This window comes from Dysosmobacter sp. Phy, from assembly GCF_054476235.1.
On sequence record NZ_CM136997.1, the window covers coordinates 2464171 to 2484733 of the forward strand.

Here is a 20563-nt window from a genome sequence, read left to right on the forward strand (position 1 = left end):
TTTCAAACACACGGAAGGAGCTATTACGATGCCTAAGCTGAAGACCCATAGCGGTGCAAAGAAGAGATTCAACCTCACCAAGACCGGCAAGGTCAAGCGCGCCAAGGCCTTTAAGAGCCACATCCTCACCAAGAAGGACACCAAGCGCACTCGTCGTCTGCGCGCCGGCGGTTATGCGGACGTGACCAACATGGACGCCGTCCGCAAGATGATCCCCTACAAGTAAGATAACGAGACGTTTCAAATAGGAGGCTTTTACAATGGCTAGAGTTAAAGGCGCGATGATGACGCGCAAGAGAAGAAATAAGACCCTGAAGATGGCCAAGGGCTACTGGGGTTCCAAGTCCAAGCATTTCCGCGTTGCCAACCAGGCGGTGATGAAGTCCCTCAGCTACGCCTACACCGGCCGCCGGCTGAAGAAGCGTGACTTCCGCTCCCTGTGGATCACCCGGATCTCCGCCGCCTGCAAGCTCAACGGCATGAACTACTCCAGCTTCATGCACGGTTTGAAGGTCGCCGGCATCGAGATCAACCGCAAGATGCTCTCCGAAATGGCCATCAGCGATCCCGCCGCTTTCACCCAGCTGACCGAGATCGCCAAGAAGGCGTAAGTCCATACCGTGGCGTTTCATGCCCCGTCCCTGTATTGGGGCGGGGCATTTTCTGCGCAATGAAAAGCGCGCTCCCCCGCCGGGGAAGCGCGTTCGTTATTTTATGCCTGGGGCGCCGTGCAGAAATAGGGGCCGCAGCTGTCCTCGTGCGTGTGGGCGTAGGTCCAGGTGAAGTCCTTGTCCACCACGTACCAGTCCGCGCCCATGAGGCTGTCCTGCTCCGGCGGCAGGTCCGCCGGACCGCTGACGCGCCGCACCAGAGGCGCGCCCTCCGGCGGGTACTCATAATAGAAGAGGTACAGTTCCTCTCCGGCATGCTCCGCCAGGGCCTTTTGGGCGGCGTCCCCGGTCAGGTGGGGCACCAGCTCCCAGGAGAACAGGTGCCAGAGGAAATTCCCCTCCGCCAGCACCCGCTCGCCCAGGTCCTTCTCCGACACGCCGGCGGCGAAGGTGTCCAGCCAGCGGTTTTTCACCGTCTTGATCTCCGTGGGGAAGGGCTCCACCCAGGGCACCATGGTGCCCACGCACCGGTGGATGGGCTGGCCCAGGTCGTAGAACTTGGCCTCGTAGTCGGTCATGATGCCCACGGGTCCGTTGGCGTGGAGGTCCCAGGATACCTCGGACAGCTCGAACCCGAACCGGGGCAGCTCCTCCACGGAGAACTCGAACAGAGGGCGGTTGTCGGTCTTGAAGTGGATCTGGCCGCCCTCCTTCAGCACCTGGCGGTACAGCCGCAGAAAGTTGCCGTGGGTCAGCCGCCGCTTGGCGTGGCGGTTGCTGGGCCAGGGGTCGCAGAAGTTGATGTAGATGCGGTCCACCTCGCCGGGGGCGAAGAAGGCCGGCAGCTGGTCAGCGTTGGCGTCCACGAAGAAGGTGTTGGTGAGCCCGGCGCTGACGCACCGCTCCATGGCCACCACCATGGCGTCCGGCACCATCTCCACCGCCAGATACAGCACGTCCGGCGCCGCGGCGGCGGTGCCGGCGGTGAAGCGGCCCTTGCCGCAGCCCAGCTCCAGCCAGACTTCCTTTGCCTGGGGCATCAGGTCCCGCCAGTGCCCCCGCCGGTCGTAGGGATCCCGGATCAGACGGTCGCCGCAGCGCTCCATCCGGGGGATCAGGTTCTTTTTCTTTCGCATCCGCATAAGGGGCCCTCCCAGGTCCGCGCGCCGGCGGAGCAGGGGAGGGGAACCCTCCCGGCCCGCCGGCGGTGAGATCGTCATATTCCACAAGAACTTGTGGTGTCCCGCCTATTCTACCACAGGAACCGGACGGTGTAAATGGATTTTTCCGCCCCGCACCCCCGTTGCCGGCGGGCTTTGCGGGAGGCATCCTGTTAATACCTTAACAAAATTGTATAAAATTTAACGAGTATTTTGTCGGAAGTGTAAAAAAGCAAAAAACAGGGGGTCCGGCAGCAATTTAGACTTGATAAATGGATTACGGCCACCTATAATAGACATTGTGAGTAAATTAGCAATGTCGGCGTTTGCTCTCGATTTCCCCTGCAGAACCCCGGAAAACCAATGGCATGAACCAGTCCATTTAAAATGAAACAAAATACAGGAGGAATTATCATGAAGGTTGCTATTTTTGGCGCTGGCACCATGGGCAGCGGCATCGCGCAGGTCTTTGCGGCCAAGGGCCACACCGCCCTGATGTATGCGAGCTCCGTCGCTTCCGCTCAGAAGCACAAGGACAAGCTGGCTGCGTCTCTTGCCAAGCGCGTGGCCAAGGGCAAGATGACCCAGGAGGCCGTGGACGCTCTGCTTGCCAACGTGCTGGTGGAGGAGAAGTCCGCCTGCGCTGACGCCGATCTCATCATCGAGTGCGTCAAGGAGGACATGGCCACCAAGAAGGCGCTGCTGGGCGAGCTGGATGCCATGTGCAAGCCCGAGGCCATCTTCGCCACCAACACCTCCTCTCTGTCCGTCACCGAGATGGGCAACGGCCTGAATCACCCCGTCATCGGCATGCACTTCTTCAACCCCGTGCCCAGCATGAAGCTGGTGGAGATCATCCGGGGCGCCAACACCACCCAGGAGACCTTCGACTTCATCTACAACCTGTCCAAGGAGATCGGCAAGGACCCCGTTGAGGTCGCCGAGGCTCCCGGTTTCGTCGTCAACAAGATCCTGATCCCCATGATCAACGAGGCCGTTGGCCTGGTGGAGACCGGCGTCGCCTCCGTCGAGGACATCGACAAGGCCATGCAGCTGGGCGCCAACCATCCCATGGGCCCCCTGGCTCTGGGCGATTTCATCGGCCTGGACGTGTGCCTGGCCATCATGGAGACCCTGTACAACGAGACCGGCGATTCCAAGTATCGCCCTGCCCTGCTGCTGCGGAAGATGGTCCGCGGTGGCCTGCTGGGCCGCAAGACCGGCAAGGGCTTCTACGATTATTCCAAGTAAACCGCCTCAGCAAAGAAGTAAAGGAGTAAATGGTAATGGATTTTCATCTGACAAACGAGCAGTTGATGCTCCGTAAGATGTACCGGGAGTTTGCCGAGAATGAGGTCAAGCCCCTGGCCGAGGAGATCGACGAAGAGGAGCGCTTCCCCATGGAGACCGTGGAGAAGATGGCGAAGCTGGGCATGATGGGCATCTACTTCCCCAAGGAGTACGGCGGCGCCGGCGGCGACGTTCTGTCCTATGCCATGTGCGTGGAGGAGCTGGCTAAGGTCTGCGGCACCACCGCCGTTATCGTCTCCGCCCACACCTCTCTGTGCTGCGCCCCCATCTTTGAGCACGGCACCGAGGAGCAGAAGCGCAAGTATCTGCCCGACCTGCTCTCCGGCCGCAAGATCGGCGCCTTCGGCCTGACCGAGCCCAACGCCGGCACCGACGCCTCCGGCCAGCAGACCACCGCCGTGCTGGAGGGCGACCATTACGTCCTCAACGGCTCCAAGTGCTTCATCACCAACGGCAACGTGGCCGACACCTTCGTGGTGTTCGCCATGACCGACAAGTCCAAGGGCAACCACGGCATCTCCGCCTTCATCGTGGAAAAGAGCTTCCCCGGCTTCTCCACCGGCAAGCACGAGAAGAAGATGGGCATCCGCGGCTCCTCCACCTGCGACCTGATCTTTGAGGACTGCATCGTCCCCAAGGAGAACCTGCTGGGCAAAGAGGGCAAGGGCTTCAAGATCGCCATGATGACCCTGGACGGCGGCCGTATCGGCATCGCCGCGCAGGCCCTGGGCCTGGGCGAGGGCGCCGTGAACGAGGCTGTCAAGTACACCAAGGAGCGCGTGCAGTTCGGCAAGCGCCTGAGCCAGTTCCAGAACACCCAGTTCCAGCTGGCCGACATGCACTGCCGTATGCAGGCTGCCCAGTATCTGGTCTATGCCGCCGCCTGCAAGAAGCAGCTCCATGAGGATTATTCCATGGACGCCTCCATGGCCAAGCTCTTCGCAGCTGAGGCTGCCTCCGACGTTACCCGCCGCGCCGTCCAGCTCTTCGGCGGCTATGGCTACACCCGTGAGTATCCCGTGGAGCGCATGATGCGCGACGCCAAGATCACCGAGATCTACGAGGGTACATCCGAGGTCCAGCGCATGGTCATCGCCAGCCACCTGGGCGTGAAGTAACATAGGAGGTAAAGGTTAAAATGAAGATCATTGTTTCTATCAAGCAGGTTCCCGATACCTCCGGCAAGGTGGCGGTGAATCCCGACGGTACGCTGAACCGTGCGTCCATGCAGACCATCACCAACCCCGACGACATGAACGCCCTGGAGGCCGCCCTGAAGCTCAAGGACGCCACCGGCTGCAAGGTCGTCGTGGTCACCATGGGTCCCGCCCCCGCTGCCGGCATGCTGCGTGAGGCTCTGGCCATGGGCGCCGACGAGGCCGTCCTGGTGTCCGCCCGCGAGTTCGGCGGCTCCGATACCTACGCCACCTCCCAGATCCTGGCCGCCGCCATCAACAAGATCGGCGTGGAGGCCGACGATATCGTCATGTGCGGCCGGCAGGCCATCGACGGCGACACCGCTCAGGTCGGTCCCCAGATCGCCGAGAAGCTGCACCTGCCTCAGGTGACCTACGCCGCCGAGATCGTCAAGGACGGCAACACCATCACCGTCAAGCGCATGCTGGAGGACGGCTACATGACCATCAAGGTCCAGACCCCCTGCCTGATCACCTGCATCAAGGAGCTGAACACTCCTCGTTACATGAGCGTCGGCGGCGTGTTCGAGGCCTATGGCAAGCCCCTGACCACCTACGATTACGAGGCTCTGAAGGACGATCCTCTGATCGACGCCACCACCATCGGCCTCAAGGGCTCTCCCACCAACATCTTCAAGAGCTTCACCCCGCCCCAGAAGGGTGCCGGCATGATGCTGGAAGGTGCGGACAAGGCCACCTGCGAGCAGCTGGCTGAGATCCTGGCCAAGAAGCACATCATCTGAGAAGGGGGAGAGAAACGATGTCTAATTTCAACAGTGCTGATATCGCTGCTTTCAAGGACGTATGGGTGTTCTGTGAGCAGCGCGAGGGCAAGCTGATGCCCACCGATTTCGAGCTGATCTCCAAGGGCCGCGACCTGGCCAACGAGCTGGGCGTGAACCTGTGCGGCCTGCTGCTGGGCGGCGAGGGGATCGAGAGCGTTGCCAAGGAGCTGGGCGGCTACGGCGCCGACAAGGTGATCGTGTGCGAGAGCCCGCTGCTGGCCGTGTACAACACCGACGCCTATGCCAAGGTCATCTGCGACGTCATCGAGGAGATGAAGCCCGAGGCCTTCCTGATCGGCGCCACCAACATCGGCCGTGACCTGGGCCCCCGGTGCGCCGCCCGTCTGCACACCGGCCTGTGCGCTGACTGCACCCACCTGGACGTGGATGTGGCCAACTACATCCAGTTCCTGCGTGAGTCCTCCACTCTGGACGTGGACAACACCAAGTGGGACATGGAGGACCGGAACCTGAAGATGACCCGTCCCGCTTTCGGCGGTCACCTGATGGCCACCATCATCTGCCCCCGCTTCCGTCCCTGCATGGCGACGGTGCGTCCGGGCGTCATGAAGAAGAACCCCTTCGATCAGGCCAAGGCCGACGCCTGCGAGATCGTCAAGCCCGCCTTCTCCCTGACCGAGGCCGACATCCACACCGAGGTCACCGAGGTGGTCAAGGCCGCCAAGAAGCTGGTGGACCTGATCGGCGCCGACTACATCGTGTCCGTTGGCCGCGGCATCAGCAAGGATGTCGAGGGCGGCATCAAGCTGGCTGAGGAGCTGGCTGAGGTGCTGGGCGGCGTCGTTGGCGGCTCCCGTGCCACCATCGACTCCGGCTGGCTGTCCGCCGACCACCAGGTGGGCCAGACCGGCAAGACCGTGCATCCGAAGGTGTACATCGCTCTGGGCATTTCCGGTGCCATCCAGCACAAGGCCGGCATGCAGGATTCCGAGTGCATCATCGCGGTGAACAAGAACGACACCGCTCCCATCTTCGAGATCGCCGACTACGGCATCTGCGGCGACCTGTTCAAGGTCACTCCCATGCTGATCGAGGCCATCAAGGCCGTCAAGGCTGCCAAGTAAATTCCCTTTACAAAGCCTGAAAGCGGGCCGTTCCAAACGGAACGGCCCGCTTTTTGCGGGATGTGCGGCAGCACCCGATAAAGACGCGAAAAAAGCTGTAACGAATGCACAGCCCCGTCAACTAACAGACAGAACGGAGGTGATGGAACATGGCCCACCGGGGGGAGGACCTCTATGAGCAGCACGCACAGAGCGTGTACCGGTATCTGTTTTCCCTGTGCGGAGAGGCGGACACGGCAGAGGAACTGACCCAGGAGACCTTTTGTCAGGCGCTGCGGGGATTGGATACCTTCCGGGGCGACTGCACGCCTCTGGTGTGGCTGTGTGCCATTGCCAAGCGGCTGTGGTTTGCAGAGTGCCGGCGCCGCCAGCGGGCGTCGCCGCTGGAAGAGGAGGCACTGAGCCGGCTGGAAGCCCCGGACGATCCTGCGGCAGAGCTGGAGAGCCGGGAGGAACGGCTGGCCCTGTACCGGGCCATGCAGCGGCTGGATCCGGAGACCCGGGAGGTCATTTATCTGCGCCTGGCAGGCGAGTTCTCCTTCCGGGAGATCGGGGACCTGCTGGGCCGCAGCGAGGTATGGGCCCGGGTGCGCTTTTACCGAGGCAAGGAGGCCCTGGCGCGGAAAATGGGAGGTGACGGACATGGAGGGCAATAAACTGGACTGCTGCGTGGTGCGGGATCTGCTGCCCGCCTATGTGGAGGAGCTGACGGAGCCGGAGACGGCGGAGCAGGTGCGGTCCCATCTGGCGGAGTGCGCCGCCTGCCGGGAGATGGAGGCTCATATGCGGCAGGATGTCCCCCTGCGGCAGGCGCCCCGGCGAGCGCTGCGGTTCCTCAGGCGGGTCCGGCGCACCCGTTTGATCGCCGCGCTGCTGTCCGCGCTGGTGGCGCTGTGGTGCATGTGGTGGCTCTATGACCGGGAGTACCACTATCCCGATACGGAGGCCGGCTGGCTGGCGGCCGTGGAGGACTACATCCCCTCACCGGCGGACAGCACCAGCTCCCACCGCATCGAGCCGGATACGCCCCTGCGGGTCCTCGCTGCCCGGACGCGGGGCAATGAGCTGTATGTGGCCTATGCCGCCGACAACGCCGACCGGGTCCATGGTGTGGTCCGCCTGGAGAGAGGGTGGAACGGGAAGTACCGGACTCTGAGCGCCTCCATGGCCCCCTTCCCCTATACGGCGGGGGTGCTGGAGACGGAGCTGACGGCAGGCGACGGGACGGCGCTCTATCTGCTGGCGGGAGACACCTGCCGGGAGATCTACGGCATCCGGGTCACCTGGTACATGGCGCTGAACGGTGCCAAGACCCTGTCCCCCTATGAAAAGACCTATCCGGTGACGGAGCCGGATTTTCTGTGGCTCCTGGGGGAAGCGGAGCTGAAAAAAGACCTGGGCATCCCGGAGGAGACGGAGGCCCGGGCGGCGTATACACAGATCGCGCTGCTGGACCGGGAGGGCCGGGACGTGACGGAGGAGTACCGGGACGATTCCGTGCAGGACAACTGGGGCGGCGGCAAGGGGACGGCGGAGCTGTTTTTGCTGAACGCGTACATGGGCATCGCGGCCCTGCTGGGTGTGGTGTTCGTGCGGTACTTCCTCCGCCGGGACTGAAGAGAAAAGAGCCCCTGCCGGACCGGCAGAGGCTCTTTTGATGGAACGGCTCAGCCGCCGCCGGTCAGTACCATGTACACGCCCACGGCGCACAGCAGCACCGCCACGTACCGCTGAAAGCGGCCCTTGTCCATGCCGCGGATGAAGCGGCGGGCGGCGTAGGTGCCCAGCACCATGCACCCGCCCATGGCAAGGCCAATCAGCAGCGCCCGCCCGTCCAGGGCGGAGAGCTTGCTGTAAACGAAGATCTTGAGGATGTGCATGGCGGTGGCGGTGGCCGCCTCGCTGGCGATGTAAGCCACCGGCGGCAGGTCCAGGGACAAAAACACCGCCGCGCCGATGGGCCCGCCGCTGCCGCACAGACCCGACAGCCCGCCGGTCAGGGCACCGCCGATCAAAAGCGTTCCCCTGCCCCGGGGCAGCTCCTTCTTCAGCGCCAGCTTCAGCACCACCAGCAATATCAGCGCCGCGCCCACAAAGCGGCTGACCGCCTCCGGCGGCAGCAGGGTGAAGCCCAGGGCGCCCAGGGCCGCCAGGGGCAGGGCCGTCAGAGAGAAGAGCCCCGCCTCCCGCCAGCGGATCTGACTCCAGCCGGCGCTCATCCGGGCGATGTTGCCCATCAGCTGGGCGATGGTCAGCACCGGAACCGCCGTCCGGGCGCCCACGCAGGCCGAGGCCACCGGCAGCAGCAGGAGAGACCCGCCGAAGCCCGCGGCGCCGGAGATCATGGCCGCCAAAAAGCTGCCGGAGAGCAGGATGAAAAGCTGCAAGAGACCGCCTCCCAACATCAGCAGGGTAGGGGCGTATCCCTCCCGTCCGGCCCGATGATACGCCCTGGCGGCGGCGAAGTCAAGGAAAAGCGCCCCAAGCGGGCCGGGGCGGCGAAAAACGTCCCCGGCCGCCAGGACGGCGGGCGGGGACGCGCATCAGGCGCTCAGACGGCGCAGGCCGGCGGTGTCGGTGAGCTCCACCGCGCCCCGGGACAGGCGCACCAGCCCCTCGCTCTGGAAGTAGCGCAGCATCCGGGTCACCACCTCCCGGGCGGTGCCCAGGTGGGCGGCGATCCGCTCGTGGGTCAGCTCCAGGCGGGCGGAGCCCTCCAGAGCGCTCTCCTCCAGCAAAAAGGCCGCCAGCCGCCGGTCAAAGCTGTGCCACATGACCTGCTCCATCAGCCACATCACCTGGGAGAACCGCTCCGCCATCAGTGTGTTGGTGTAGTTGGCCAGGGGGGCCGAGGCCTCCATGACGGAGCGGTACACCTCCGGCGGGATCAGGAAGAACTCCGTGTCCTTTTCCGCCTCCAGGGCGATGTCCAGCTGCAAAGAGCCCATGGCGCAGGCGGCGGAGAACAGGCAGATGTCCCGCTGGAACAGGCGGTAGAGGGTGATCTCCCGCCCCTCCTCCGAGAGAATATAGGCCCGCAGCTGTCCCTCCCGGACCACCAGCAGTCCCAGACAGTCGCTGCTGCCCCCGTGGAGCAGGGTGCCGCGCTTGGCAAAGCGCACCGCAGCGGCAGCGGTGAGGGTCTCCCGCTGCTGTGCCGTCAGTTTATCCCAGATGGGAAATCCTCCGGAAAGTTCCATCCTGCCGCCTCCTTTTTTCCTGGAGCCAGTATAGCGGAATTTGCATGGGATGTCAAAAGGTGATATCATCACAGAAGATTCCGGCTTCATCGGATATACTGAACACACTCCCCCGGCGCCGCCGGGGAATTCCAAACAGGAGGACCACATCATGCGCCAGATCGAATCATTCCTGCGGATTTGCTCCGCGTTATTTGCCGCTGCGGGAAGGGAGCGGTGAGATGCAGTACCTGATCTCCTTTCTGGAGGGCGTCATCACCTTCATTTCGCCCTGTCTGCTGCCCATGCTGCCGGTGTACGTGTCCTACTTCGCCGGGGGAGGGCAGCGGAGCACCCGGCGGACCCTGACCAACGCCCTGGGCTTCGTGCTGGGCTTCACCGCCGTGTTTGTGGCCATGGGCGCCCTGGCGGGCACCGTGGGCGGCTTCCTCAAAAGCCACCAGACGGCGGTGAACATCGTCTCCGGCCTGATCGTGATTTTCTTCGGCCTCCACTTCCTGGGCCTTGTGAAGGTGAACCTGTTCCGGGGCAGCAGCCGGAGCGTGGACACCCGGGACCTGGGCTTCTTCTCCGCCATGCTGTTCGGCGTCATCTTCTCCGTGGGCTGGACCCCCTGCGTGGGGGCCTTCCTGGGATCGGCGCTGATCCTGGCCTCCCAGCGGGGCCATGTGCTGGAGGGCATGGGGATGCTGCTGGTCTACTCCCTGGGCCTGGGGATCCCGTTTTTGCTCAGCGCGCTGCTGATCGACCGGCTGAAATCCGCGCTGAATTTCATCAAGAGCCACTACGGCGTCATCAACAAGATCTGCGGCGGACTGCTGATCGCCATCGGTGTCCTGATGGCCACCGGCACCATGGGCCGTCTGCTGAACCTGCTGAGCTGAGGAGGAATGGACATGCGAGGAAAAAGAGCGCTCTTTTTGATTTTGCTGGCGCTGGTGCTGGTCATGGGCGGGGCCTATGTGCTGTACGGCCGGCTGTCCGCCGGGGTGGATACCGGGGCCTTGGCGGCACAGGAGACGGAGGAGGCCGGTCAGGCCGATGAGACGGAGGAGCAGCCCCTGGCGCCGGACTTCACCGTCTACGACGCCGAGGGCAACGCCGTCCGGCTCAGCGACTACGCGGGAAAGCCGGTGGTGCTGAACTTCTGGGCCAGCTGGTGCGGCCCCTGCAAGAGCGAGATGCCGGACTTTGACGCGGCTCATCAGGAGCTGGGGGAGGACGTCCAGTTCCTGATGATCAACATGACCGACGGGTCCCGGGAGACCGTGGACACCGCCTCGGCCTATGTGGCAGAGCAGGGCTTCACCTTCCCGGTGTTTTACGACACGGAGAGCGAGGCCGCCCTGGCCTACGGGGCCTATTCGCTGCCCACCACCTATTTCATCGACGCCGAGGGCTACGCCGTGGCCCGGGGCGTGGGCGCCCTCAGCGCCGAGGCGCTGCAGCAGGGGATCGACATGATCCTGCCGTAAGGGTCCGCATCCGGATTCTGCCAGTGCTGACAACAGCCGCGCGCCTGCCGGAAGATTTTTCCGACGGGCGCGCGGCTGTCATTCTGCTTTGAGAGAAGAGACGGAGCTCTCTCCGCGCACTATAAAAATTTGCGGATGTCCACGGCCAGCCGCTCTTCCAGCTGGATCAGCCGTTTGGCGATGTCCTTGGAGACCTCATCCGCCGCTTTGTATTGATTGAGGTACTGGTTCAGCGATTTGACGCCCATATTGCAGCCGTCCGTAATCAGCTCCGCGATGGTCTGATCCGAGTTGTCCATACCCATTTTCACGTTGGTCTTGATCCAGGACATCCCTTTGGCAATGGGATTCGGCTCCTTGCCGTCGTCGTGATAGCGGTCCAGCAGCGACTCGATCTCGTTTTCCAGCTGGCTGTGGGCGCTTTTGCACTGGATGAGAGACTGCCGGAGAGCGGCGCTGTGCGCCTGCTCCAGAACATCATCCAGGGACGCGATGCCCATTTTGACGCCGGCGTCGCATTCCCGCAGCAGCTTGACGGTGTCTTGTTCAACCATGGAAACTTCAGCCCCCTCGTTGAGATGAAGCTAGTGTGGACCAGCCGCCCGGTTTTTATGCCCGAAAGAGGGCGCGGAGCCATGGACTGCGCCGGCAGGCGGGGCAATCCTTTCGCAGCGCAACATCCGGTGCAGAGTTGCGCCTGCGATTGGATCAAAGGCGGGAGAAGGAGGCCGCGATCAGATAGACCGTTTCAAAGGTCAGCAGTACCCACAGGGCGGGATTGCGCCATATATCGCCGTTCCCTCCGGATGGGCCTGTTCCGGGGCTTTGGCGCCGTCTCTTCAGCATCAGACGGCAGATTCCTGCGGCTGAAATCACCACCGGTACGGCCGCCGCGGCCAGAGCAGCCAGGTCGCCGGGAGCGCCGGCCTGCTGCAGCAGCGTCAGCGCCATGGCGATGGAGTTCCCTGCGACATGCAGGCCGACAGAGACCCGCAGCCCATGGCGCAGGGCGGCGTAGCCAAAGATCAGGCCGCCCCAGAAGGCGGCCAGCCCCTGATAGAGATCGTGATGCATGAACGCAAAGCACAGGGCCGACAGTAAAATTGCCTGCCGTTCTCCGCCCGGCAGCAGGCGGCGCAGTACCACCCCCCGGTAGACCAGCTCCTCTAAAATAGGGGCGACCACGCAGATGTACAGTACCAGCAGCGGTGTGGCGGTTGCGTCTCCTGCGGGCAGGGCAGTGAAGCCCACCAGTTTCCATATTTGTTCCAAAACCGGCGTAAAAAGCGAGATGGCCAGATTACCGCTCAGCGATATGCTCATGAGAAAGACCAGCAGCCCCGGGGAGGCTTTAGAGGCGGGAAAGGGCGGAGTTCCGCCGCCTGTTGTTGAGGCGGACCAGATCAAGGGGACCGCCGATGATACCGTGCTGCTGAGGAGCAGTACGGTACCCTCCGACACTCCGGGAATGAAGAACAGGATTTTTTGCAGGAGCCCGAACAGAAAGCTGTATGCAAGCAGGCTGCCCCACAGCCAAGTCAGACTGTGCAGCGGTGGAATTTTTTTGACCATAATAACCTCCTGTTGCGGCAATAACCGCAAAATTCGGCCTATTGTAGCATATTCCCGCCGCTTTGTGGGCAAATCTTAGCAAACCTTAAGGCCTTTTCTTTCCATATATTTCATCGAGCGTGTTTTCCTGGAAAAGTTTCGGTATGAACGCAGTTATGCAGCGCTTTTAAACAGGTGTGCCGGAAAGCTGGCTTGCGGTTATGGGATATTCGTCTGCTGAAAGGAACAAAACCGGCAACAGACGGACAGAGGAAGATCGGTTTGGAGTGCCGCAACAAAACAGGAATAAAAAATCAGAGTGCCCAAATCTGGACACTCTGACTGGTACGAGTGGCGATACAGAACTTTTTGAAAAACCCAGTAATATCAATGGTTTTCGGGCATCCGAACAGAAAAATATCTTGTATATCTCCCCACATTAGGGCGACTGTTTTAAGGCAGCCGCCCTTTTTTACGCCTAAAATTTAGTGTGCCAATTAGGGGCGAAAATCCCTCTATTTTCTTCCTGTGCTGTCTGTTGGAAAGCAGGCGCAGGTGATTTGTCCTTCGGGTATCCGTTGGATACAGAGGTCATCTTTTCCCCGAAAACGAACACTTTTCCAGACCGCCGGAGGGAGGTGAGATTATGGCGGTATTTCGCATTGAGAAAACCCGCGACTACACGGTGATGGCAAACCATCATCTGCGGAACACGGCGCTGTCGCTGAAAGCGAAGGGGCTGCTGTCCCTCATGCTGTCTTTGCCGGAGGATTGGGACTACACCACCAAAGGCCTTGCCCGGATATGCCGGGATGGAGTGGACAGTATTTGTGCTACGGTTCGGGAGCTGGAGGATGCGGGGTACATTATCCGTGAAAGAGTCCGTAACGCCAACGGGCGGCTCGGCAGCATCGAGTACACGATTTTGGAGCAGCCCAGGCCGCCGGAACCTAAACCGGGAAAACCTGAACGGGAAAATCCAGTTCAGGTAAAACCAGTCTTGGATTCTCCTGTCTTGGGAAAACCTGAACAGGAAAACCCCGCACAATTAAATACTAAAGGATCAAGTAACCAAATATCAAATACTGATTCATCAAGTACGGAAGGATCAAATCCTATCCAATCAAGCCCCCAAACCCCCGCAGGGGGCAACAGGGCTGGACGGGACTGGATGCAGGAGCGAGGGAGCTATCGGGAACTGATTTTGGAGAACATCGAGTATGACATCCTCATACAGAACGAGCGTATGGACCGTGACCGCCTGGACGAGCTGGTGGAGCTCATGGTGGATACCGTCTGTTCCCGCAGGGAGACGATCCGCATTGCCGGGGATGACTATCCGGCGGAGGTGGTCAAATCCCGGTTCCTGAAGCTGAACAGTTCTCACATCGAGTATGTGCTGGACCGGATGCGGGAGAACACCACCTATGTCCGCAACATCAAGAAATATCTGCTGGCTGCCCTGTATAACGCCCCGGCCACCATTGACAGCTACTATGCGTCTCTGGTAAACCACGATCTGTACGGCAGCGGAGAAAGGAGATGATGACTTATGCAGGAAGAAGTCACCCAGCGCACCGTTGCCCTCTGTGTGGAGGCCACCAAGCTCTCCGCCGGGATGCTGCAACAGGCCATGAAAAAGGTGCTGGACGAGATGCAGAAAGGCGTGACCGGCCACAAGACCAAACTGCACCACGGAAAACAGACCCTCCGGCAGTTGATGAAGCACAACACCGGCGTTTCCAACATCGAGATCACCGACCAGAACATCCGGGCCTTTTCCGCCACCGCCAAGAAGTACGGCATTGACTTCGCGCTGAAAAAGGACACCAGCGGCGAGATACCCCGCTATCTGGTGTTCTTCAAGGGCCGGGATGCCGACGTTATCACAGCGGCTTTCCGGGAGTTCTCCGCAAAGAACCTGGAGAAAGAGAAAAAGCCCTCCATCCGCAAGGAGCTGGAGCAGGCAAAGCAGCAATCCAAAGTCCAGCACCGCCAGCGGGAGAAGGTCAAGACCAAAGACCGGGGTGTGGAATTATGACGGTTGACTGGAAGAAAAAGCTGCTCCCCAACCTGCCGTATCTTCTGTTTGTCTATCTCTTTGATAAGCTCTGCCAGGCGGTGCGCCTTGCACCCGGCCTTGACGCCTCTGAAAAGTTCCTGCATTTGAGCCAGGGCTTTACGGAGGCGTTTTCTTCTGGGCTGCCCAGCCTGTATCCGCTGGACCTGCTGGTGGGCATCGCCGGGGCGGTCGTCGTCCGGCTGGCGGTGTACGCCAAAGGGAAAAACGCCCGTAAATATCGCCGTGGCATTGAGTACGGCAGCGCCCGCTGGGGCACAGCGGCGGATATTGCTCCCTATGTCGATCCGGTCCCTGACTGGAATATCCCGCTGACCCAGACGGAAAAGCTCACCATGTCCAGCCGACCGAAAAATCCCAAGTACGCCCGAAACAAAAACATCCTGGTCATCGGCGGCAGCGGCAGCGGCAAGACCCGTTTCTTCGTCAAACCCTCCCTGATGCAGATGCACAGCAGCTATGTGGTCACCGATCCCAAAGGGCAGCTTTTGTCCGAGGTGGGGACCATGCTGCGGCGGGGAGCCCCTAAGCTGGACGAGAACGGAAAGCCCATGCGTGACGCCCGCGGCAAGGTCATTTATGAGCCGTACCGCATCAAGGTCCTCAATACCATCAACTTCAAAAAGAGCATGAAATACAACCCCTTCGCCTATATCCGGTCAGAGAAAGACATCCTCAAATTGGTCAATGTCATCATCGCCAACACCAAAGGTGACGGGGAAAAATCCTCGGAAGATTTTTGGGTCAAGGCCGAGCGCCTTTTGTACTGCGCCCTGATCGGGTACATCTGGTACGAGGCGGAGCCGGAAGAAAAAAACTTCCTCACGCTGCTGGAGCTCATCAACGCATCGGAGGCCAGAGAGGACGACGAGGAATTTCAAAGCCCCGTTGACTTGCTCTTTGCCAAGCTGGAGAAGGAGCACCCGGACCACTTCGCCGTGAAGCAGTACCGCAAATTCAAGCTGGCCGCCGGTGTTGTATGCTCTAAAAGACTTCTTAATCAAGCGGTTGGGAAGTCTCTTAGAACACACAACCTAAAACCGAAGAAAGGAGCACAAGTTATGAGAAAAAACGAGAAAATCACAGCTCTGTACGAACGACTGAGCCGTGATGACTTCGGCAAAGATGATGACCAACAGCGTGAGAGCAATTCCATTTCCAATCAAAAAGCTATGTTGGAGGAGTTCGCCGCACGGCAGGGGTTTACGAACATTGTCCATTTCACGGACGATGGCATTAGTGGTACTTGCTTTGACCGTCCCGGATTTTTGGCAATGATGAAAGAAGTGGAAGCCGGGAATGTGGAGTACCTGTGTATCAAGGACATGAGCCGCATGGGTCGTGACTATCTGAAAGTCGGTCAGATTATGGAAATCCTGCGTCAGCGTGGCGTTCGCCTTATCGCCATCAATGACGGCGTAGACAGTGCCAGAGGGGACGATGATTTTACCCCTTTCCGCAACATTATGAACGAGTATTACGCCAGAGATACCAGCCGTAAAATCCGTTCCACTTTCCAGTCCAAAGGCAAGTCCGGCAAGCACCTTACAGGCACGGTCATTTACGGCTATCTCTGGAACGAAGCCAGAGACCAATGGTTGGTTGACCCCGAAGCCGCTGATGTGGTCAAGCGCATCTTTGCCATGACGATTGAGGGCTACGGTCCGTATCAGATCGCCAGCAAGCTGAAAGAAGAAAAAGTCCTCATTCCGTCCGCTTACCTTGCCCAGCACGGCGAGGGCGTGAACAAGAATAAGACTTTCAAAGATGTGTACGGCTGGGGTTCTTCCACCATCTGCAACCTTCTTGAAAAGCGTGAATATCTGGGACACACCATCAATTTCAAGACCCGAAAGCACTTCAAGGACAAGAAAAGCCATTATGTCCCGGAGGACGAATGGACAATTTTCGAGAATACCCATGAGCCTATCATTGACCAGCAGACCTTTGACCTTGTGCAGAAAATCCGTGGGAATGTCAGACGCTACCCGGACGGCTGGGGCGAAGCAGCTCCCCTCACAGGCTTGCTTTATTGTGCCGATTGCGGCGGCAAGATGTATGTCCACCGCACCAACAACGGCAAGCGCATTTCTCAATACACCTGCTCACAGTACACCAAAGTTCCTTGCGGAACGCTATGCAAGACCCAGCACCGTATCAATGAAGATGTGGTACTGTCCCTTGTTTCCGAAATGCTCAAAGCCATTGCCGAATATGCAAAGCTCGACCGAGCCGAGTTTGTCCGTGTGGTGCAGGAAGCGCAGTCCAGCCAGCAAACAACAGAAGTTAAGAAACAGCGCATACGCCTTGCTGCCGCTAAGCAGAGGATTTCCGAGCTGGAAGTCCTGCTCTGCAAAATCTATGAGGACAACATTTTAGGAAAGCTGTCCGACAGCAGATACGCCACTCTGGACGCTCAATACGCAAAGGAACAGTCCGAGCTTACCGCTGAAATCTCTGCTCTGGAAAAGGCAGTCAAGAGCTATGAAACGCACGAAAAGAACGCTGACCGTTTTATCGCTCTGATTGACAAATACGAGAACTTCGACAAGCTGACCATTGCCATGCTCAATGAGTTCATCGAGAAAATCCTTGTGCATGAGCGTGACCGTAAAGGCAGTATACAGACCACACAGGAGGTCGAGATTTACTTCAATTTCGTTGGGCGATTCGTTCCCCCGACGTTTGGAGAAGTGGAGCTGACCCCGGAGGAATTGGAGGAAATCCGCAAGCGTGAGGAACGCAAGGACAGGCTTCATCAGAACTACTTGAAACGGAAAGCCAGCGGAGCACAGAAGCGATACGAGGACAAAATCAAGGGGAGAAAAAAGGCGGAAATCGAAGCCAAGAAAGCCGCCATTCGTGCAGAGGACATTGCAAAGGGAGTGTTCGTTCCCGTCAGCAGTTTACCGCAGAGAGAGCCGATGAAAGGAGTACAAACAGCATGAATATCACTTACACACAGAACGGTGATTATCTTATCCCGAACATCATTATCCGCAAGACAAAGCCCCTCGGACACTACGGCAGACTCCGCAAGGCGTATCTGGAAATGCACCGCCCGATACTGTTCAATGAGCTGGTGCTATCCGATAGGCTCTTTGAGCATTGCGCCGAGATTGACGAAGCGGCACAAAACCGAATGGAGCTGATCGTGCCGCAACTGGCAAAGCAGTACGGCGTGACCGAGCAACTGAAAGCCGATAATCAAATGGAATGGGTGCGGCAGATGAACGCTTGCAAGGCACAGGCAGAGGAGATTGTGAAAGCGGAATTGATTTATGATTGAGCGAGGAAGTCCGGGCAGAAAACTGTCCGGACTTTTCTCATATATTCCAAAGTTGCGGTAGAATTGTTCACAAGTTTTATGGTATAATTTGAATACGAAAAGTGAGCAACAAATCATTATTTGAGGAACTGGGCGGCAAATACGAAAGGCAAGGGGATTATTTGATACCGTGCTTAACTGTACCCGCCGAAGAAGAACAGGCAATAGGCATCTGGGGGCAACGGCATTTAGATTATCTAAAACAGTACCGTAAAGTTACATACACCAATCTTCTTACAAGCGGCAGGCTAAACGCCTACCTTGCCGACATCAACAGACAGGCACAGGAACGCTTTGAAAGGCTCATAGAGGGTATGAAACAGGCACAGGGCATAACGGAACAGCTAAAGGCAGAAAACGCCTTAGAATGGACAGGATGCCTCAATAACATAAGGGCTTGTGCGAGGGAGATTGTGGAAAAGGAAATTATTTTTGCATAAACAGATGATTAGTGGCAGGGGGAAATCCTGCCGCTTTTTCTGCTTTAGTTTGTCAGCTTGACAAATAAAGGGTTAAGGAATATAATTAGATTCAGTATTATACAAGGAGTTAATAAATATGCGGCAAGGTATTCTTAAATAAACTGTCAATTTGATAGTGGGAACAAAAAGTAGCAGTCCCGTTTCACTTTTAATATGGGGCTTAGTTTTTTGTACCCAGTTTAAGAATACTTTTATCATGTAATTTTATATGCCCGAAAACATATAAGTGTTTTGGGGCTATTGGAGTTATTTACCCAGTGATAGGAGTATTTATCACTGGGTATTTTTATGCCCTTTTTTGGGTGTTGATAGGAGGAAAATCACATGAAAATAATTAACTTAGGCATTCTGGCTCACGTTGACGCAGGAAAGACAACATTAACGGAAAGTTTATTGTATACCAGTGGTGCAATTGCAGAACTAGGGAGCGTAGATGAAGGCACAACAAGGACAGATACAATGAATTTGGAGCGTCAAAGGGGAATCACTATCCAGACAGCAGTGACATCTTTTCAGTGGGAGGATGTAAAAGTCAACATTATAGATACGCCAGGCCATATGGATTTTTTGGCGGAAGTATACCGTTCTTTATCCGTATTAGACGGAGCAGTATTATTAGTTTCTGCAAAGGATGGCATACAGGCACAGACCCGTATACTGTTTCATGCACTACAGATAATGAAGATTCCGACAATTTTTTTCATCAATAAAATTGACCAAGAGGGGATTGATTTGCCAATGGTATATCGGGAAATGAAAGCAAAGCTTTCTTCGGAAATTATAGTGAAGCAAAAGGTTGGGCAGCATCCCCATATAAATGTAACGGACAATGACGATATGGAACAGTGGGATGCGGTAATTATGGGAAACGATGAACTATTAGAGAAATATATGTCAGGGAAACCGTTTAAAATGTCAGAACTGGAACAGGAAGAAAACAGGAGATTCCAAAACGGAACGTTATTTCCCGTTTATCACGGAAGCGCTAAAAACAATCTGGGGATTCGGCAGCTTATAGAAGTAATTGCCAGTAAATTTTATTCATCAACGCCTGAAGGTCAATCTGAACTATGCGGGCAGGTTTTTAAGATTGAATATTCAGAGAAAAGGCGGCGTTTTGTTTATGTGCGTATATATAGCGGAACATTGCATTTGAGGGATGTTATTAGAATATCTGAAAAAGAGAAAATAAAAATCACAGAAATGTGTATTCCGTCAAATGGTGAAATCGTCCCGGCTGACCATGCCTGTCCGGGAGAAATTGTTATTTTAGCTGATGATACTTTGAAACTGAACGACATTCTGGGAAATGAAAAACTCCTGCCTCACAAAACATGGATTGATAATCCCATGCCATTACTTCGGACAACGGTAGAGCCGCAAAAGCCGGAGCAAAGGGAAGCCCTGTTAAATGCCCTCGCAGAGATTGCTGATACAGACCCTCTTTTGCATTTTGACATTGATACTGTTACACATGAGATTATGTTATCTTTTTTGGGGAATGTGCAGATGGAAGTCATTTGTGCCATCCTTGAGGAAAAATATCATGTGGAGGCAGAAATAAAAGAGCCTACTGTTATATATATGGAAAGACCGCTTAGAAAAGCAGAATATACCATCCACATAGAAGTCCCGCCAAATCCTTTCTGGGCTTCTGTCGGGTTGTCCATAGAGCCGCTCCCTATTGGAAGCGGAGTGCAGTATGAAAGCAGAGTTTCACTTGGATATTTAAATCAATCGTTCCAAAATGCGGTTATGGAGGGGGTTCTTTATGGCTGCGAGCAGGGGCTGTATGGATGGAAAGTGACAGACTGTAAAATCTGTTTTGAATATGGATTGTATTATAGTCCTGTAAGTACCCCCGCAGACTTTCGGCTGCTTTCCCCTATCGTATTGGAGCAGGCTTTAAAAAAAGCAGGGACAGAACTATTAGAGCCATATCTCCACTTTGAAATTTATGCACCGCAGGAATATCTCTCACGGGCGTATCATGATGCTCCAAGGTATTGTGCAGATATTGTAAGTACTCAGATAAAGAATGACGAGGTCATTCTGAAAGGAGAAATCCCTGCTAGATGTATTCAAGAATACAGGAACGATTTAACTTATTTCACAAATGGGCAGGGAGTCTGCTTGACAGAGTTAAAAGGATACCAGCCAGCTATTGGTAAATTTATTTGCCAACCCCGCCGCCCGAATAGCCGTATAGATAAGGTTCGGCATATGTTCCACAAGTTAGCTTAACAGCTTGCAAAAGTCATATAAAATGAGATTTGAAAGGATTAGAGACTAATTATGA

At 57.2% G+C, this 20563-nt stretch carries 21 protein-coding genes; 16 read left to right on the forward strand and 5 right to left on the reverse strand.

Annotation, left to right across the window (positions count from 1 at the left end; genetic code table 11):
- The first annotated feature begins 28 nt into the window (after positions 1–28).
- Both rpmI and rplT read left to right on the forward strand, forming a co-directional pair.
- Complete coding sequence (gene rpmI, locus ACVDHE_RS12170; RefSeq protein ID WP_187015059.1) at positions 29–226, forward strand: 50S ribosomal protein L35; 198 nt, start codon at positions 29–31, stop codon at positions 224–226.
- A 34-nt stretch (positions 227–260) separates the two neighbouring features.
- Positions 261–611 (forward strand): 50S ribosomal protein L20, encoded by a 351-nt coding sequence (rplT, locus tag ACVDHE_RS12175; RefSeq protein ID WP_325225904.1) that lies wholly within the window; start codon positions 261–263, stop codon positions 609–611.
- A gap of 101 nt (positions 612–712) precedes the next feature.
- Here rplT and trmB read toward each other — a convergent pair whose 3' ends face one another.
- Positions 713–1753: a tRNA (guanosine(46)-N7)-methyltransferase TrmB gene (trmB, locus tag ACVDHE_RS12180; protein WP_458884713.1), complete on the reverse strand. Its 1041-nt coding sequence runs from the start codon at positions 1751–1753 to the stop codon at positions 713–715.
- A gap of 432 nt (positions 1754–2185) precedes the next feature.
- Between trmB and ACVDHE_RS12185 the strand changes: the two genes are divergently transcribed.
- The 6 genes from ACVDHE_RS12185 (at position 2186) to ACVDHE_RS12210 (ending at position 7765) form a co-directional block, all read left to right on the forward strand.
- On the forward strand, positions 2186–3022 hold the full coding sequence (locus ACVDHE_RS12185) for a 3-hydroxyacyl-CoA dehydrogenase family protein (protein ID WP_213038278.1): 837 nt from the start codon (positions 2186–2188) through the stop codon (positions 3020–3022).
- A gap of 35 nt (positions 3023–3057) precedes the next feature.
- The gene (locus tag ACVDHE_RS12190; RefSeq protein WP_458884714.1) at positions 3058–4200 is read left to right on the forward strand and encodes an acyl-CoA dehydrogenase; all 1143 of its coding nucleotides are present in this window, start codon (positions 3058–3060) and stop codon (positions 4198–4200) included.
- Between the two features lie 20 nt (positions 4201–4220).
- Positions 4221–5021 (forward strand): acryloyl-CoA reductase electron transfer subunit gamma, encoded by an 801-nt coding sequence (gene acrB / locus ACVDHE_RS12195; protein ID WP_213038280.1) that lies wholly within the window; start codon positions 4221–4223, stop codon positions 5019–5021.
- Positions 5022–5038: 17 nt separating this feature from the next.
- Positions 5039–6148: an acryloyl-CoA reductase electron transfer subunit beta gene (acrA, locus tag ACVDHE_RS12200; RefSeq protein ID WP_458884715.1), complete on the forward strand. Its 1110-nt coding sequence runs from the start codon at positions 5039–5041 to the stop codon at positions 6146–6148.
- Between the two features lie 149 nt (positions 6149–6297).
- A complete protein-coding gene (locus ACVDHE_RS12205; protein WP_458884716.1) occupies positions 6298–6804 on the forward strand; it encodes an RNA polymerase sigma factor in 507 nt (168 codons plus the stop codon).
- Positions 6791–7765, forward strand: coding sequence for a zf-HC2 domain-containing protein (locus tag ACVDHE_RS12210; RefSeq protein WP_458884717.1), 975 nt, complete (start codon positions 6791–6793; stop codon positions 7763–7765). Before ACVDHE_RS12205 ends, ACVDHE_RS12210 begins: the two co-directional genes overlap by 14 nt.
- Before the next feature lie 50 nt (positions 7766–7815).
- Here ACVDHE_RS12210 and ACVDHE_RS12215 read toward each other — a convergent pair whose 3' ends face one another.
- Entirely contained in the window at positions 7816–8535 is a 720-nt protein-coding gene (locus tag ACVDHE_RS12215) for a TSUP family transporter (protein WP_458884718.1), read from the reverse strand.
- A 156-nt stretch (positions 8536–8691) separates the two neighbouring features.
- Positions 8692–9348, reverse strand: coding sequence for a Crp/Fnr family transcriptional regulator (locus ACVDHE_RS12220; RefSeq protein ID WP_458884719.1), 657 nt, complete (start codon positions 9346–9348; stop codon positions 8692–8694).
- Positions 9349–9569: 221 nt separating this feature from the next.
- On the opposite strand from ACVDHE_RS12220, the gene ACVDHE_RS12225 reads away from it, so the two are divergent.
- A complete protein-coding gene (locus ACVDHE_RS12225) occupies positions 9570–10232 on the forward strand; it encodes a cytochrome c biogenesis CcdA family protein (protein WP_458884720.1) in 663 nt (220 codons plus the stop codon).
- 12 nt (positions 10233–10244) lie between these two features.
- Positions 10245–10823, forward strand: coding sequence for a TlpA family protein disulfide reductase (locus ACVDHE_RS12230; RefSeq protein WP_458884721.1), 579 nt, complete (start codon positions 10245–10247; stop codon positions 10821–10823).
- Between the two features lie 119 nt (positions 10824–10942).
- On the opposite strand, the gene ACVDHE_RS12235 is transcribed toward ACVDHE_RS12230, so the two are convergent.
- Both ACVDHE_RS12235 and ACVDHE_RS12240 read right to left on the reverse strand, forming a co-directional pair.
- Entirely contained in the window at positions 10943–11377 is a 435-nt protein-coding gene (locus ACVDHE_RS12235; protein WP_213038288.1) for a hypothetical protein, read from the reverse strand.
- Positions 11378–11531: 154 nt separating this feature from the next.
- Positions 11532–12467, reverse strand: coding sequence for a CPBP family intramembrane glutamic endopeptidase (locus ACVDHE_RS12240; RefSeq protein WP_458884722.1), 936 nt, complete (start codon positions 12465–12467; stop codon positions 11532–11534).
- 553 nt (positions 12468–13020) lie between these two features.
- Here ACVDHE_RS12240 and ACVDHE_RS12245 point away from each other — a divergent pair.
- The 6 genes from ACVDHE_RS12245 to tet(O) all read left to right on the forward strand — a co-directional run bounded on the left by ACVDHE_RS12245 (position 13021) and on the right by tet(O) (position 20508).
- Positions 13021–13920: a DUF6017 domain-containing protein gene (locus ACVDHE_RS12245; RefSeq protein ID WP_458884723.1), complete on the forward strand. Its 900-nt coding sequence runs from the start codon at positions 13021–13023 to the stop codon at positions 13918–13920.
- Positions 13921–13926: 6 nt separating this feature from the next.
- Entirely contained in the window at positions 13927–14415 is a 489-nt protein-coding gene (locus ACVDHE_RS12250) for a PcfB family protein (protein ID WP_455746659.1), read from the forward strand.
- Positions 14412–17402, forward strand: a complete 2991-nt coding sequence (locus ACVDHE_RS12255; RefSeq protein ID WP_458884724.1) for a DUF4368 domain-containing protein — start codon at positions 14412–14414, stop codon at positions 17400–17402. The genes ACVDHE_RS12250 and ACVDHE_RS12255 overlap by 4 nt, the downstream gene beginning before the upstream one ends.
- A complete protein-coding gene (locus tag ACVDHE_RS12260; RefSeq protein WP_055182593.1) occupies positions 17399–17743 on the forward strand; it encodes a TnpV protein in 345 nt (114 codons plus the stop codon). The genes ACVDHE_RS12255 and ACVDHE_RS12260 overlap by 4 nt, the downstream gene beginning before the upstream one ends.
- A 101-nt stretch (positions 17744–17844) precedes the next feature.
- Entirely contained in the window at positions 17845–18222 is a 378-nt protein-coding gene (locus tag ACVDHE_RS12265; RefSeq protein WP_055182591.1) for a TnpV protein, read from the forward strand.
- 366 nt (positions 18223–18588) lie between these two features.
- Positions 18589–20508, forward strand: a complete 1920-nt coding sequence (gene tet(O) / locus ACVDHE_RS12270; RefSeq protein WP_055182589.1) for a tetracycline resistance ribosomal protection protein Tet(O) — start codon at positions 18589–18591, stop codon at positions 20506–20508.
- Positions 20509–20563 lie beyond the last annotated feature (55 nt).